Annotated in this window: 16 protein-coding genes; 11 read left to right on the top strand and 5 right to left on the bottom strand. The window is 61.4% G+C overall.

Annotated features, from left to right (window positions below; genetic code table 11):
• Position 1: 1 nt before the first annotated feature.
• Positions 2–1,060: a hemin-degrading factor gene (locus VH564_RS09050; RefSeq protein ID WP_423339496.1), complete on the bottom strand. Its 1,059-nt coding sequence runs from the start codon at positions 1,058–1,060 to the stop codon at positions 2–4.
• Positions 1,061–1,070: 10 nt separating this feature from the next.
• Positions 1,071–1,232, bottom strand: a complete 162-nt coding sequence (gene hemP, locus VH564_RS09055) for a hemin uptake protein HemP (protein WP_423339497.1) — start codon at positions 1,230–1,232, stop codon at positions 1,071–1,073.
• Between the two features lie 176 nt (positions 1,233–1,408).
• Between hemP and VH564_RS09060 the strand changes: the two genes are divergently transcribed.
• The 5 genes from VH564_RS09060 to VH564_RS09080 all read left to right on the top strand — a co-directional run bounded on the left by VH564_RS09060 (position 1,409) and on the right by VH564_RS09080 (position 4,425).
• Entirely contained in the window at positions 1,409–1,846 is a 438-nt protein-coding gene (locus tag VH564_RS09060; RefSeq protein ID WP_423339498.1) for a hypothetical protein, read from the top strand.
• 62 nt (positions 1,847–1,908) lie between these two features.
• A complete protein-coding gene (locus VH564_RS09065) occupies positions 1,909–3,303 on the top strand; it encodes a TonB family protein (protein ID WP_423339499.1) in 1,395 nt (464 codons plus the stop codon).
• Between the two features lie 123 nt (positions 3,304–3,426).
• Positions 3,427–3,825 carry a DUF2325 domain-containing protein gene (locus VH564_RS09070; RefSeq protein ID WP_423339500.1) on the top strand — a complete coding sequence of 133 codons (399 nt, stop codon included), beginning with the start codon at positions 3,427–3,429 and terminating at the stop codon, positions 3,823–3,825.
• Entirely contained in the window at positions 3,822–4,097 is a 276-nt protein-coding gene (locus VH564_RS09075; RefSeq protein WP_423339501.1) for a hypothetical protein, read from the top strand. Before VH564_RS09070 ends, VH564_RS09075 begins: the two co-directional genes overlap by 4 nt.
• Before the next feature lie 13 nt (positions 4,098–4,110).
• Positions 4,111–4,425 carry an antibiotic biosynthesis monooxygenase family protein gene (locus tag VH564_RS09080; RefSeq protein WP_423339502.1) on the top strand — a complete coding sequence of 105 codons (315 nt, stop codon included), beginning with the start codon at positions 4,111–4,113 and terminating at the stop codon, positions 4,423–4,425.
• 21 nt (positions 4,426–4,446) lie between these two features.
• Here VH564_RS09080 and VH564_RS09085 read toward each other — a convergent pair whose 3' ends face one another.
• From VH564_RS09085 to VH564_RS09095, 3 genes are all read right to left on the bottom strand, one after another.
• Positions 4,447–4,821 (bottom strand): DUF423 domain-containing protein, encoded by a 375-nt coding sequence (locus tag VH564_RS09085; RefSeq protein WP_423339503.1) that lies wholly within the window; start codon positions 4,819–4,821, stop codon positions 4,447–4,449.
• 7 nt (positions 4,822–4,828) lie between these two features.
• The gene (locus tag VH564_RS09090) at positions 4,829–5,218 is read right to left on the bottom strand and encodes a group II truncated hemoglobin (protein ID WP_423339504.1); all 390 of its coding nucleotides are present in this window, start codon (positions 5,216–5,218) and stop codon (positions 4,829–4,831) included.
• Positions 5,219–5,305: 87 nt separating this feature from the next.
• Positions 5,306–6,343: a LacI family DNA-binding transcriptional regulator gene (locus tag VH564_RS09095; protein ID WP_423339505.1), complete on the bottom strand. Its 1,038-nt coding sequence runs from the start codon at positions 6,341–6,343 to the stop codon at positions 5,306–5,308.
• Positions 6,344–6,479: 136 nt separating this feature from the next.
• Between VH564_RS09095 and VH564_RS09100 the strand changes: the two genes are divergently transcribed.
• From VH564_RS09100 to VH564_RS09125, 6 genes are all read left to right on the top strand, one after another.
• Positions 6,480–7,514, top strand: coding sequence for a Gfo/Idh/MocA family protein (locus VH564_RS09100; RefSeq protein ID WP_423339506.1), 1,035 nt, complete (start codon positions 6,480–6,482; stop codon positions 7,512–7,514).
• 23 nt (positions 7,515–7,537) lie between these two features.
• Entirely contained in the window at positions 7,538–8,440 is a 903-nt protein-coding gene (locus VH564_RS09105) for a sugar phosphate isomerase/epimerase family protein (protein WP_423339507.1), read from the top strand.
• Positions 8,441–8,520: 80 nt separating this feature from the next.
• The gene (locus tag VH564_RS09110; RefSeq protein WP_423339508.1) at positions 8,521–9,750 is read left to right on the top strand and encodes an ABC transporter substrate-binding protein; all 1,230 of its coding nucleotides are present in this window, start codon (positions 8,521–8,523) and stop codon (positions 9,748–9,750) included.
• A gap of 143 nt (positions 9,751–9,893) precedes the next feature.
• Positions 9,894–10,796: a carbohydrate ABC transporter permease gene (locus VH564_RS09115; protein ID WP_423339509.1), complete on the top strand. Its 903-nt coding sequence runs from the start codon at positions 9,894–9,896 to the stop codon at positions 10,794–10,796.
• Positions 10,793–11,620 carry a carbohydrate ABC transporter permease gene (locus tag VH564_RS09120; protein ID WP_423339510.1) on the top strand — a complete coding sequence of 276 codons (828 nt, stop codon included), beginning with the start codon at positions 10,793–10,795 and terminating at the stop codon, positions 11,618–11,620. The genes VH564_RS09115 and VH564_RS09120 overlap by 4 nt, the downstream gene beginning before the upstream one ends.
• A complete protein-coding gene (locus VH564_RS09125; protein WP_423339511.1) occupies positions 11,617–12,705 on the top strand; it encodes an ABC transporter ATP-binding protein in 1,089 nt (362 codons plus the stop codon). The genes VH564_RS09120 and VH564_RS09125 overlap by 4 nt, the downstream gene beginning before the upstream one ends.
• Positions 12,706–12,750 lie beyond the last annotated feature (45 nt).

A 12,750-nucleotide genomic window follows, 5' to 3' on the forward strand; every position in this document is an offset into this window, starting at 1 on the left:
CTCAGGCGGCCACGCTTTCAGCATCCATTCGCGGCAGCGCCTCGATGATGCTGCGCCATTCCGGACGCTCGTCCGAGCCTTCCCGACGCTTGCCGAAGAACTGGATGATCATTTCGCCATCGGCGCCATAGGCTTCCAGCGAGCTGACATGGCCATCCTTGGTCGGCTTGCGAACCGCCCAGGCTTCGGCGATGTGGTCGAGGCGCAGATGCAGATGGAAGCTCGGATCCATCACGTTGATCCAGGGACCCATCGTCTTGATGTTGGCAACCGGTCCGGAATGGATCTGGATGATGCCGTCATTGCCGACAAAGCACATGATCGGTAGGCCGTCGGCCGCCGAGGCCTCGAGCATGGACTGGACTGCGCTGCCGCCCAGTTGCCAGGCGTAGTCGTCGCCGATGCTGCGGACGGCGGCCCGGCGGCCGATCTTCAGCTTCTTGAGCAGGCCAACGAATTCGTGGGTGTCGGTCATCCGGCTCCAGTGATCGCGCAATGCGTCACGGTCGACCTCGCCGTCTTCTTCGGCCCTCTCATATCCGCTATGGTCTTCGATCAGGTCCTGCGATGCGTCATCGATGCGTAACGCCGCGACGAGGGCGTGATAGGCGTCGACATCCGATGCGGCGCGCAGGTGGACCTTGTGGACGGCATTGCCGGCCTTGTCGAAGAACTGGAGGCTTCGCTTGACCTCGTCTCCATCGTTCTTGGTCACGGCAAAGCCATGCACCCAGCGCGAAGGGAAGATGCGCAAGTCGATGTTCTCGCCAAGCACGATGGCAGCGTGCTTGCCGGGCTTGATGTTCTCGTAGATGCCGATCTTCTCGTGCACGGCACTGTCGTTGCGCGACAACGCCATCACCTCGCCAAGGCTCGCCACATGCGCGAGAAAGCTGTTGGCGCTGGCGTCGATCCGGACAGCCGTCAGACCGACTTCGGCGGCCACCAGCGCGGCTTCGGAAATGCCGAGATGGGCGGCGATATCGCGTTCGCGCATCTTCGGATTTTCTGCGCGGTAGTTGCGGATTTCGGCTGGGGTGGGTCGGGTCGTGTTGGTCATCCGGATACGCCTATTTGTTGAGTATCAATTTGCCTTGGCGGGTAATCTTCAATCGGTATGTGAAACCCTCGTGCCGGATCACGATCTCGCTTTGGCCGCGAAAAATTTCCGCGCTTTCGATCGTCCTAACGTGAGCCGCTGGCTGCGGCGCGGGAGTTTTGTCAGCAATCATTTGGCTGTTTTGCCTGCAAAATCATGGGAACGGGCGGGACATCCCGCGAGTTTTATCTTGACTCTCATAGTCATGGTTTTCTAAAGACGCAATAGGATACTCAATAACTCAAGTTTAATTTTGGCGGTCGATTTCAGCGCTGTCGCTGCGGCCGGGATCAGATGCTGGAGAGCCCTATGCGTGCAGAGACACACTTCCTCCTCTTGGCTTGCGGCCTGCTGGCTTCGGCTGCCGCTTTGCCAGCGTCCGCGCAGCAGCCAGCCCCTGCCACCGCCAAGCTCGCGGTGGAACTCAACGCGCTGACGCCATCGGCCAAAGGCTGCATGATGACCTTCGTCGCCCAGAACGACATGCCGACGCCGATTGCCAAGATTTCCTTCGAGCTGGCGTTCTTCAACGACAAGAACGCCGTCGACAAGATTACCGTCCTCGATTTCCGCGACCTGCCGGTGGGCAAGAAGCGCGTGCGGCAGTTCGACATGCCGAACGTCAAGTGCGAGGCGGTGACGCGCGTCATCATCAACGACACGCCGGTCTGCGAGGGACCTGCGGCCGGAGAATGCAAGGCGGCGCTGACAACGCGCTCCCAGATCGCCGTGCCTTTCGAAGGTTGAGATCGTCGGCGGCCGAGGCATAGCCCGGCCGTCATCCATATCGCCAACGGCGAGTGCAGCCCATGACCAGCTCGGCCAAGTCCCGATCCAGAAGCGTTTCCAGCGTCGATCCGCGCATGGGTGCGGTCGTCAACGACAACACGCCGCCGGCCTTTCCCGCCCATGAGCTTTCGGGCCTCGACGAGCTGCCGCGTCCGCCGGCTGCGGAGGCGGTTGTGCATTATGCGCGCCTGACGCTGATCCCCTCTTATCCTGCAATTCCGGACAAGGATCCCAAAGCCAACAATGCGGCGCCGGATGTCGATGCCCTGCCGGAGCGGAGCAAGGGCCGCCGGCTCGCCACCCGAAAGAGAGCGATCTCCTCCGGGCTTTGCTCGCTGGTCTTCCATGCGGCTGTCTTCGCGGCGCTGACGATGGCCGTCGTGACGTTGCCTGACGAGCCGGTCGAAGAGGCGGGCGATAGCGTCAGCGTCGTCATGCTCGGCAATGCGGAGGACGATCAAATGGCGTCGGGCGAGGAGCAGCAGGAACCGCCGAAGCCGGACGAGATCGTCGCCGAAAGCGTCCAGCCGGATCTCGTTCAGCCGACCGACAGCAAAACAGCGGATGTGGTCCCAGCCGAACCGGTCACCGCCGAAACACCGCCGATCGATGCTCCGCAGGCGGTGCAACCGGCCATGCCCTTCCCGGAGACGGTCCAGCCCGAAGTCGTGCAGCCGACACAGGCGGTGACGCAGGTTGCGCCGGAAACCGTGGTTTCACCAGAACCGGAGGTACTGGCGGCCGAAGTGCCGGCAGAGCCGACCGTATCGCAACCGATGGCAACAGAGATCCAGCCCGAACCGACGCGCCAGGCTGCGGCACCGCCGACCACGTTGACACCGTCGACTACGCCGCCCGAGGCGGTGCAGCCGATGGAGACCATCGAGGCTGCTCCGCCAATTGCGGAAACGGTTACGCCGATCGAGAAGTCGACGCCGCCTGCAAAGCCGGTGCAGAAGCCGAAGGAAGTCGTCCGCAAGCCGCCGCCAAAGACAACCAAGGTGAAGTCGGGCTCAAAGGGCGAGAGCGAGCAGGATGCCAAGAAGGGATCGGCCGAGGGCACGGAATCGGCGGAAGCCGACAGGGCCTCGCAGAGCGCCGGCAATCGTCAGGGCTCCGGCAGCGCGGCGGTGGCCAACTATCCCGGCAAGGTCCAGTCGCGCATTCGTCGCTCGGTGCGTGTACCGTCGGAGTACCGGCGCATGACGGCGGCTATGTCGGTGCGGGTGCGGTTGACGGTCGATTCGGGCGGCCAGCTGAGTTCGCTGTCGCTCGCCCGAAGCTCCGGAATTTCCGAGCTGGACAATGCCGTGCTCGAAGGCGTGCGCCGCGCCGCGCCGTTCCCGCCGCTCCCGTCGGAGTGGGGAAAGCCTAGCTGGTCCTTCACGCAGGAGGTTCAGGTCACCGGAAAATGACGCTCGCGAAAAAGATGAGGTAATTTGTCAAGTTTATACTTTACTCGTTTGGTCTAGTTTTATAGGGTCGATTCAGACCCCTCGTAACAGGGTCTGTTTTCAACCAGCAAACGGGGTAAGGGCATGGCGCGTAAAGGCAAAAGAGACGGTAGCCGCGAGGTCCCGGTCGCAGCGGCACCATCCGAGCCTGCGGGCAAGTCCCGCCTCGACGGCCGCAGCTTCCTCTATGTCGGCGGGCGCGATTGCCAAGTTGCCCATCTTCGCCAGATTGCCAGCAATTTTGGCGCCGAACTGCTGCATCATGACGGCGGGTTGCGAGAGGCGGTCTCGCGAATCGACACACACCTGCAGTCGGTCGACTGTGTCTTCTGCCCGATCGACTGTATCAGCCATGATGCCTGCCTGCGGGTCAAGACCGGCTGCAAGCGCTATGGAAAGACCTTCATTCCGCTGCGCAACGGCAGCAAATCGAGCCTCGAGCGCGCCCTTCACACCATGAACGATCGGGATGCCGCGCGATGACGGAGAGTGGTTCGGACGGCGTGACCTTGATTGGACTGCATAGTCTGGCCCCCGTGAACGACAGGGTCGCGGTGCCGGAACTCCAGGCGTTGATTTCGCTTCGCCGCGTCTTCATGCCCGATGGAAATGTCATCGCTTTTCCACGCGAGGCGACCCGTCCGCCCGGCGATATCCCGCCAGCGATCTTCGGGCGCGATGCGGCGACGGGCAGAAACGTGGTTGCCTTTGCGCCGCCGGCGGGCAAGAGTCCGGAATGTTTCCGCAAGGCTTGAAAGGTGTTTTCCCATGTTTATCGCCATGAACCGCTTCAAGGTGGCCATCGGTTCCGAGACCGAATTCGAATCCATCTGGAGAAATCGGGATTCGAGCCTGCCCGAGGTTCCAGGTTTCATTGAGTTTCGTCTTCTGCGCAGCAAGACAAACGAGGAGGAGGGCTATACGCTTTTTTCCTCGCACACGATCTGGGCGAGCGAGGCTGACTTTTCGAACTGGACGAAGTCCGAGAGCTTCCGAAAGTCCCATCGCAATGCCGGCGACCATAAGGCAGTGTATGTCGGTCATCCGGTTTTCGAGGGATTCAATGTCGTCGAGGGCATCTGAGCGGTTGGCGATGTTCGGGTTTCAGTCCGTCTCGGCTGATCTTCGAACGAATGCACCTGCTGCCACGACCAACCATCCGCCCATCATCGCGAAACCGCCAATCGGGGCTGCCATCGGGAACAGGCCGGCTCCGCGCGCGTAAAGCATCAGAAGATCCGCCGTGAACAACAGAGTGCCCAGCCCCATCAGCGGCCCCGCAAGCGGCGCGGTGCCGATGGCGCGGTAGCCGATATAGAGGGCGAGCAGGGCCGGCGCGTGCGCCAGGCACATGGCCGAGGCGGAGGCCAGCAGGTGGACGTCGCCGCCGGCATGGGCGGAGGCGGCGGCGAGCGCCACGCCCGCACAGCCGAAAATGCCGGAAAGCAGCAGCAGGAGAGGGCGGATGTAATTCAGCATCGGGCGGCTATTCCTTGTTCTGCATGTGATGGGCGAGGCGCAGGACCGGCTCCCATATGACGTTTCTCAATTGCTCACTGGTAACGGTCTCATCCAGCGCTTGCCGGAAGCAGAGCAGCCATTCGTCCCGCTCTTGCGGGCCGATGGCGGCCGGGAAGTGGCGGCTGCGCAGGCGGGGATGGCCGCGCTTGTCGGTGTAGAGTGGCGGACCGCCGAGGTAGCCGGTCATGTATTCGTAGAATTTCTCGCGGCTGCCTTCGAGGGTCGGCGGATGGATGGCGCGGCAGCGGGCGGCCTCGGGCAGCGTGTCCATCAGCGTGTAGAAGCGCTCTGTCAACGCCTGCACCGTCGGTGCGCCGCCAATGGCCTCGTATAAAGTTATCGTCTTTTCGCTCACGTCCGGCTCCCGCTTGGCCATCCTACATGGCGCCTGCCCAACAATCGCGCAACCGTCAATCGGCCGATGCGGCGTTTCGGCGCTGCTTCAGGATTTCAGCTTGAAGCTGTCGCTTTCTCCCGGCACCAGTTCGAGCGGCCAAATCGTGTTGGACGGGCCCTTCGGATAAAAGGGAGCATAGGCCGGCATGGTAGCGAGCAGCGTTTCAGCGAGTTCGACGCCGAGATCGCGCAGCGACATGCGAAAACAGGTGAGCGTCGGCTGCAGGAATTTTGCCCTCGGTTCCTCGCGAAAGCCGATGACTGCCAGATCGCGCCCGGGAATGACGCCTGCTTCCGTCAGGCGCCGGTAGAGACCGATCGCCATCAGCTCGTAGATGAGGATGATGGCCGTCGGGCGGTCTTCCAGCAGCAGCACCTCGTGCGCCGCCTGATAGCCGCCTTGCTCGCTCGACTTGACCCTGAGCACCAGGGAAGGGTCGAAGGCGATGCAATGGCGCTTCAGCGCGCTCTTGTATCCGTCGAGGAAGATATAGCCGAGGTTGATGTCGTTTGACGGCGCGGCAATGGCGATGCGGCGATGGCCTTGGGCGATCAGCCGGTCGACGGCGCTGTTGGCAACGCCCTCGAAATCCAGATCGATCCAGGCATATTGACCGCCCGACTGGCTGCGGCCCAGCGTCACGAAGGGGATCTTGGTGCGAGACAGGAATTCGAGGCGGTGGTCGATGCGTTGTGTGGCGGAGAGGATCATGCCGTCGACGATGCCGCGCGCGACCATGCGCTGCAGATACTCCGTCGGATCCTCGTCGCTCGGGCAGGGCAGCATGATGAGGTCGAGCTTGTGGCGCGACAACACGCTTTGCAGCCCGCCGGTCAGGCCGAGGAAGAAGTTGTCGCCGTTCTCGGTGGTCTCCTTGCTCGACTCCATCATCAACCCGATGACATTGGTCGTTCCCTGCCGGAGGCTGCGTCCCGATTGATTGGCGACATAGCCCAGTTCGACGGCGGCGGCGAGAACGCGCTGGCGTGTCTCGGCGTTGACATCTGCTTTGCCGTTCAGGGCGCGAGAGACGGTCCCGATCGAGATATCCAGATGTTTGGCAAGCTGGCGAATACCCTTCATCGGCGGCGTTTTTCCTGCAGTCGGCACTTTCTCGATTTTCCCTCTCTTGACACAGCAAAGCATTTCCGCCTAGTCTCGTAAACGTTTACGGAGCCAAAGTCATGGGAGATGATAGGCTCTGGAGGAGGAAATAATTTTGACATTCAATGCCATTCTGTGCGGGTGCGGAGCTATGTCCAAAGGTTGGTTGCGAGCCATCGCATCCGACCCGGCACTTGCCGACGCCATCAAAATCGTGGGCCTCGTCGACCTCAACCGGGAGACCGCCGAGAGCCTTGCCAGGGAGTTCGGTCTGGAAGGTGCCGTGATCGGCTCCGATCTTGCCGATGTGATTGCGCGGACCAAGGCGGACATGGTGTTCGACGTGGTCGTTCCGGCGGCGCGCTTCGCCGTTGTCTCGACAGCGCTGAAGGCCGGCTGCCATGTTCTCAGCGAAAAGCCGATGGCCACATCGCTGGCCGAAGGGTCGGCGCTGATCGCGCTGGCGGCGGAGACCGGCAAGGTCCACGCCATCATCCAGAACCGCCGCTATATCGCCGGTATCAGGCGCCTGCGCCGTTTCGTCGAGAGCGGCGCCATCGGCGAACTGACAGGCATCCATTGCGACTTCTTCCTAGGGCCGCATTTCGGCGGCTTCCGCGAAGAGATGGACCATGTGCTGCTGCTCGACATGGCGATCCACACTTTCGACGCCGCGCGTTTCGTTGCCGACCGCAAGCCGCTCACTGTTTATTGCGTCGAGACCAACCCGAAGGGTTCCTGGTACAGGCACGGCGCATCCGCCCACGCCGTGTTCGAATTCGCCGACGACGTCACCTTCACCTATCGCGGCTCCTGGTGTGCCGAGGGGCGGCGGACAAGCTGGGAAAGCGAATGGCGGCTGACGGGCTCCAAGGGCATGCTGACCTGGGACGGCGAAGAGGCCTTCGAGGCGACGGTTGCCGGGACGGAAGAGGGGCTGCTGCACGGCTTCCAGCCGATCGACGTGCCGGCACCGGCAGATGACGCCGAAACGCACGGACACGCCAGCGTCATTTCCAGCTTCATTGAGGCCGTGCGAACGGGCCGTCCACCGGAGACGGTGAGCAGCGACAATATCCGGAGCCTTGCCATGGTTCTCGGCGCCATCGAAAGCGCCAAATCCGGCAAGCGCATCGAAATTTCAGCCTGAAGACATTCATAAGGACAGAGATCGTGAACAATCCAGCCAACTCAATCCGCATCGGCACGATGGTCAAGGCTTCCGACGAGGATGCGGCAGCCCGCATCACTGAGATCGCCGACCTGGGGTTTGAAAGCTTCGAGCCGTTCTTCTGGCAGACGACCAATGGCCAGGATCTGGCAGAACTGGGCAAGCGTTGCGTCGATGCGATCGGCGATCGGGACATCACCATGTCGACGCTCGGCATGTTCGGCAATCCGCTCGAGGAAGGCGAGATGGACCTTAAGACGCTGCAAGGCTGGAAGGATTGCATCGACAATGCCCATCACTTCGGCGCCACTTGCGTTGCCGGCTTTACCGGCCGCGTCCGCAACAAGAAGCTGACCGACAGCCTGCCGCGCTACAAGCAGATCTGGAGCGAACTTGCCAAGCGTGCTGCTGACAAGGGCGTCAAGATCGCCTTCGAAAACTGCGCCATGGACGGCAACTGGGCGACCGGCGACTGGAACATCGCGCATAATCCGGATGCCTGGGAGCTGATGTTCAACGAGACGCCTGATGACAATATCGGCCTCGAATGGGAGCCCTGCCACCAGATGGTCTATCTGATCGATCCGTTGCCGCAGATCCGCAAATGGGCGCACAAGATTTTCCACGTGCACGGCAAGGATGCGACGATCCGCTGGGAGGTCATCAAGGAGCATGGCATTTTCGGCAAGGAAAAGTTCGTTCTGATGCGGACGCCTGGTTTCGGCGACAGCAACTGGACCGACATCATTTCCGAGCTGCGTATGGCTGGCTGGTCCGGTTCAATTGACATCGAAGGCTGGCATGATCCGGTCTATCGTAACGAGCTGGAAATGACCGGCCAGATACACGGCCTGAATTACCTGAAGAGCAGCCGCGGCGGCGATTTCGTCGCAGTCGCTGCCTAAGCTCACCAAGATACTGAAGACGTGCCTAAAGGCCGGCGGGAGGACGCCGGTCCAATGGATAACCAAAAAGGAGGAGAACCATGGGTATCCGTAAAATCATGCTGCTCGGCGCCGTGGCGTTGGCCAGCGTTTCAGCCTTCAGCCTGTCGGCCAAGGCCGAAGACACCGTCATCACCGTCTGGTCGCTGGACAAGGAAACACAGCCGGCGCCTACGCTGATCAAGCGCTTCAATGCGCTCAATAATGGCATCAAGGTCGAGTATCGCGAAATCCAGTTCGATGACGTCGTCAGCGAATCGATGCGCGCCTTTTCCAGCGGCAAGGCCCCTGATATCATCGCCATCGACAATCCGGATCACGCGCTGTTTGCTTCGCACGGCGCCTTCCTCGACCTGACGGACATGATTTCGAAGTCCACGGTCATCAAGCCCGCCAATTACTTTCCCGGGCCGCTGAAGTCTGTCACCTGGGATGGCAAATACTATGGCGTTCCAAAAGCCACGAACACGATTGCCCTCTATTACAACAAGGATATGTTCAAGGCCGCCGGCCTCGATCCCAACAAGCCGCCGCAGACATGGGACGAGCTGATTGCCGACGCCAAGAAGCTGACCGACCCCGCAAAGAACGTCTACGGTCTGACCTTCTCCGCCAAGGCCAATGAGGAAGGCACGTTCCAGTTTCTGCCCTGGGCACAGATGGCAGGCGCGACCTACGATCACATCAACACCGACGGTGCCGTCAAGGCGCTGACCGACTGGAAGCAGATCATGGACGAGAAGCTCGCTTCTCCGGATACGCTGACGCGCGGCCAGTGGGATGCGACAGCCACGTTCAACGCCGGCAATGCCGCCATGGCGATCTCCGGGCCATGGGAAATCGACCGCATGCTGAAGGACGCCAAGTTCGACTGGGGCACGGCGCTGCTGCCGGTGCCGAAGGAGGGTGCGGAACGGTCTTCGGCCATGGGCGATTATAACTGGGCGATCTTCTCGAAGTCCAAGCATCCAGCCGAAGCATTCAAGGTCGTCGAGTACTTCGCGTCCCAGGACGGAACGATGTTCAAGGACTTCGGCCAACTGCCGGCCCGCTCCGACATCGCCATCCCGCCGACCGGCAATGCCCTCAAGGATGCGGCGCTTGCGACCTTCGTCGAGCAGCTGAAATATGCCAAGCCGCGCGGACCTTCGCCGCAGTGGGCGAAGATCTCCAAGGCAATCCAGGATGCCATCCAGGCAGCCCTGACCGGCCAGATGTCGCCGAAGGACGCGCTCGACCAGGCCGCCCAGAAGATCAAGGCGCTCGGCTGATACCGCCAATCTTCTAGCCGGATGGCGGCGCTTGGTCGCCATCCCTCCGTTTCCTCCCGGAAGGGGCCGTTTCCTCGAAGACGTCGAAATGGCCCCGTTCGGGCTCGCGAGGCAGCACCGCCGTGCTGATCCATAGGGAGACCATGCGCAAAATCCTCTCCAGCTTCACCGACGGCCGCGGCTTCGACATCACGCTCGTCGTGTTCCCGATGGCCTTCCTGCTGTTGCTCTCCGGTCTTCCGCTCGTCTACAATGTGCTGATGAGCTTTCAGCAGGTCGACATGTTCAGCATGGGGACCTTCATCAGGCCGTGGGCCGGTCTCCAGAATTACATCGATCTGTTCAATCAGCCGGAAACGCGCGGCATTCTGTTGAACACCGTGATCTTCGTGGTTGCCTCGATCACCGGCCAGTTCCTCATCGGCTTTGGCCTGGCGCTGTTCTTCTGGGTCAATTTTCCCGGCGCGACCTGGCTGCGCGGACTGTTTCTGGTGTCCTGGGTGATGCCGGGGCTCGTCGTCGGCGCGGTTTGGAACTGGATGCTGTCGGGCGACTTCGGCGTCTTCAATTTTCTGCTGCGCGAGAGCGGCATCATCAGCAGCAATATCTTCTGGCGCTCCGACCCGCACTATTCGCTTTGGGCCGTCATTCTCGCCAATATCTGGCTGGGCACGGCATTCAACATGATCCTGCTCTCCGTCGGCCTCGCCGCCATTCCGAAAGACCTGTTCGAGGCCTCCGAACTCGATGGGGCCAATATCTTTCAACGGTTCTGGACGATCACCCTGCCGATGATGCGCTCGACAATCGGCGCCGTCGTTTCGCTGGGTCTGATCTTCACGCTGCAGCAGTTCGACCTGTTTGCCGGCATCACCGACGGTGGACCGAACAACTCCTCCAACGTCGCGCAGTTCTGGGCCTGGGACCTGTCTTTCCGGCAGTACGACTTTGCCAAGGGGGCTGCTATCTCGGTCATCATGCTGGTCTTCGTCATGGTGGCCTCGGTGATCTATGTGCGCTCCACACGCCATGAGGTGCGAGGATGAGTGACAGTTTTCGCAACAGGCTGATGCTGCTGGCGGCCATTCTGCTCGCGGTCGTCTACCTATTCCCGCTCTATTGGATGTATGTCACCAGCCTCAAAAGCGGCTCGGCAATGTTCGCGACGCCGCCGAGTTTCCTGCCGTCCGACCCCCAGTGGAGTACCTACGTCGATGTCTGGACGAGCCGCAACATGGCGCGTTACCTCTGGAATTCGCTGGTGATTGCCGTTGGCGCCGTTGTGCTGATCTCGATCTTCGGCTCCGGCTGCGCCTATGTGCTGGCGCGCTATCGCAACCGCTGGATCGACATTGGGCTGTTCCTTGTCCTGCTCCTGCAGGTGCTTCCGCCATCGCTGATGATCACTCCGATCTTTGTCGGCTTCTCGCAGATCGGCCTGCTCGACTATCCGCGGCTGTCCGTCATCATCGCCATTGCCGCCAACAAGATGCCGTTCTTCGTGGTGCTGGTGCGGGCGACCTTCATGAGCGTGCCGATGGAACTCGAGGAAGCTGCACTGGTCGACGGTAACTCGCGGATCGGTGCCTTCTTCAACATCGTGCTGCCGCTTGCCCGCAACGGGATTCTCGTCAGCGCCATCCTGATCTTCATGCAGGCCTTCGGCGAGTTCGTCTATTCCAAGTCGATGATCCAGGCGGTGGAACTGCAGCCGGCCAGTGTTGGCCTCAACAGCTTCATGGGTCCCAACACCACCGAGTGGAACAAGATCATGGCCTATTCGACGATCTATGTGACGCCCATCCTCGCCATCTTCGTTCTTCTGCAGCGCCGCATCGTTTCCGGCCTCACCTCGGGAGCCCTCAAATGACCCTTCAAATCGAACTCAGCGGCGTCAACAAATACTATGGTGCCTTTCACGCCCTGAAGGACATCAATCTTGCCATCGAGGACGGCACGTTCGTTGCCCTCGTCGGCCCCTCCGGCTGCGGCAAGTCGACCCTGCTGCGGTCGCTTGCAGGCCTTGAGAAGATCTCGACGGGCGACATGCGGATTGCCGGGCAGTTGATGACCAATGTGCCGCCGCGCAAGCGCGACATCGCCATGGTCTTCCAGTCCTACGCCCTCTACCCGCACATGACCGTCGAGGAGAACCTCACCTACAGCCTGCGCATCCGCGGCGTGAAGAAGGCCGAGGCCCGCAAGGCAGCGGCCGACGTGGCCGCGACCACGGGGCTGACGCCGCTGATGAAGCGCTATCCGCGCGAACTCTCCGGCGGCCAGCGCCAGCGCGTGGCCATGAGCCGCGCCATCATCCGCCATCCCAAGGCTTTCCTGTTCGACGAGCCGCTGTCCAATCTCGATGCCGCGCTGCGCGTCCACATGCGCAAGGAAATCCGCATGTTGCACGAGCGGCTGAAGGCGACCTTCGTCTATGTCACCCACGACCAGATCGAGGCGATGACCATGGCCGACCATGTCGTCGTCATGAAGGATGGCGTCATTGAGCAGCAGGGTGCGCCGCTCGATCTCTACGACCGGCCGGTCAACCGCTTCGTGGCGGGCTTCATCGGCTCGCCGGCAATGAACTTCGTGCCGGCCGAGGCCGCTGCGGATGGCCGCAGCCTGATCCTGAATTTTGCTGATGGCCAACAGACGCTGCCGATCTCGGTCCATCTGCAAGCCGGCCAGAAGGTTCTTGCCGGCCTGCGTCCCGAACATATCATCACCGTGCCCGCAGGTCAGGGCAGCTTCGATATCCGCATCGACACCGTTGAATCGACGGGGTCGGCAACTTTCCTCACGGCCGCCACCGTCCCCGAAATCACCATCGTCGAAACTGCTCGTCGCGGCATCAAATCAGGCGACCGCGTTGGATTGTCGATCGATCCTGCACAGGTGCATCTTTTCGACATCGCGACGGAGCGGCGGATCGACGCGCGGCCGTTGAACTAGGTGAGCCAAATGACATTGACAAAACCGTCCGGACGGTATGTCATG

This window comes from Rhizobium sp. HT1-10, from assembly GCF_049472505.1.
In the GTDB taxonomy this organism is placed as follows: Bacteria; Pseudomonadota; Alphaproteobacteria; order Rhizobiales; family Rhizobiaceae; genus Rhizobium.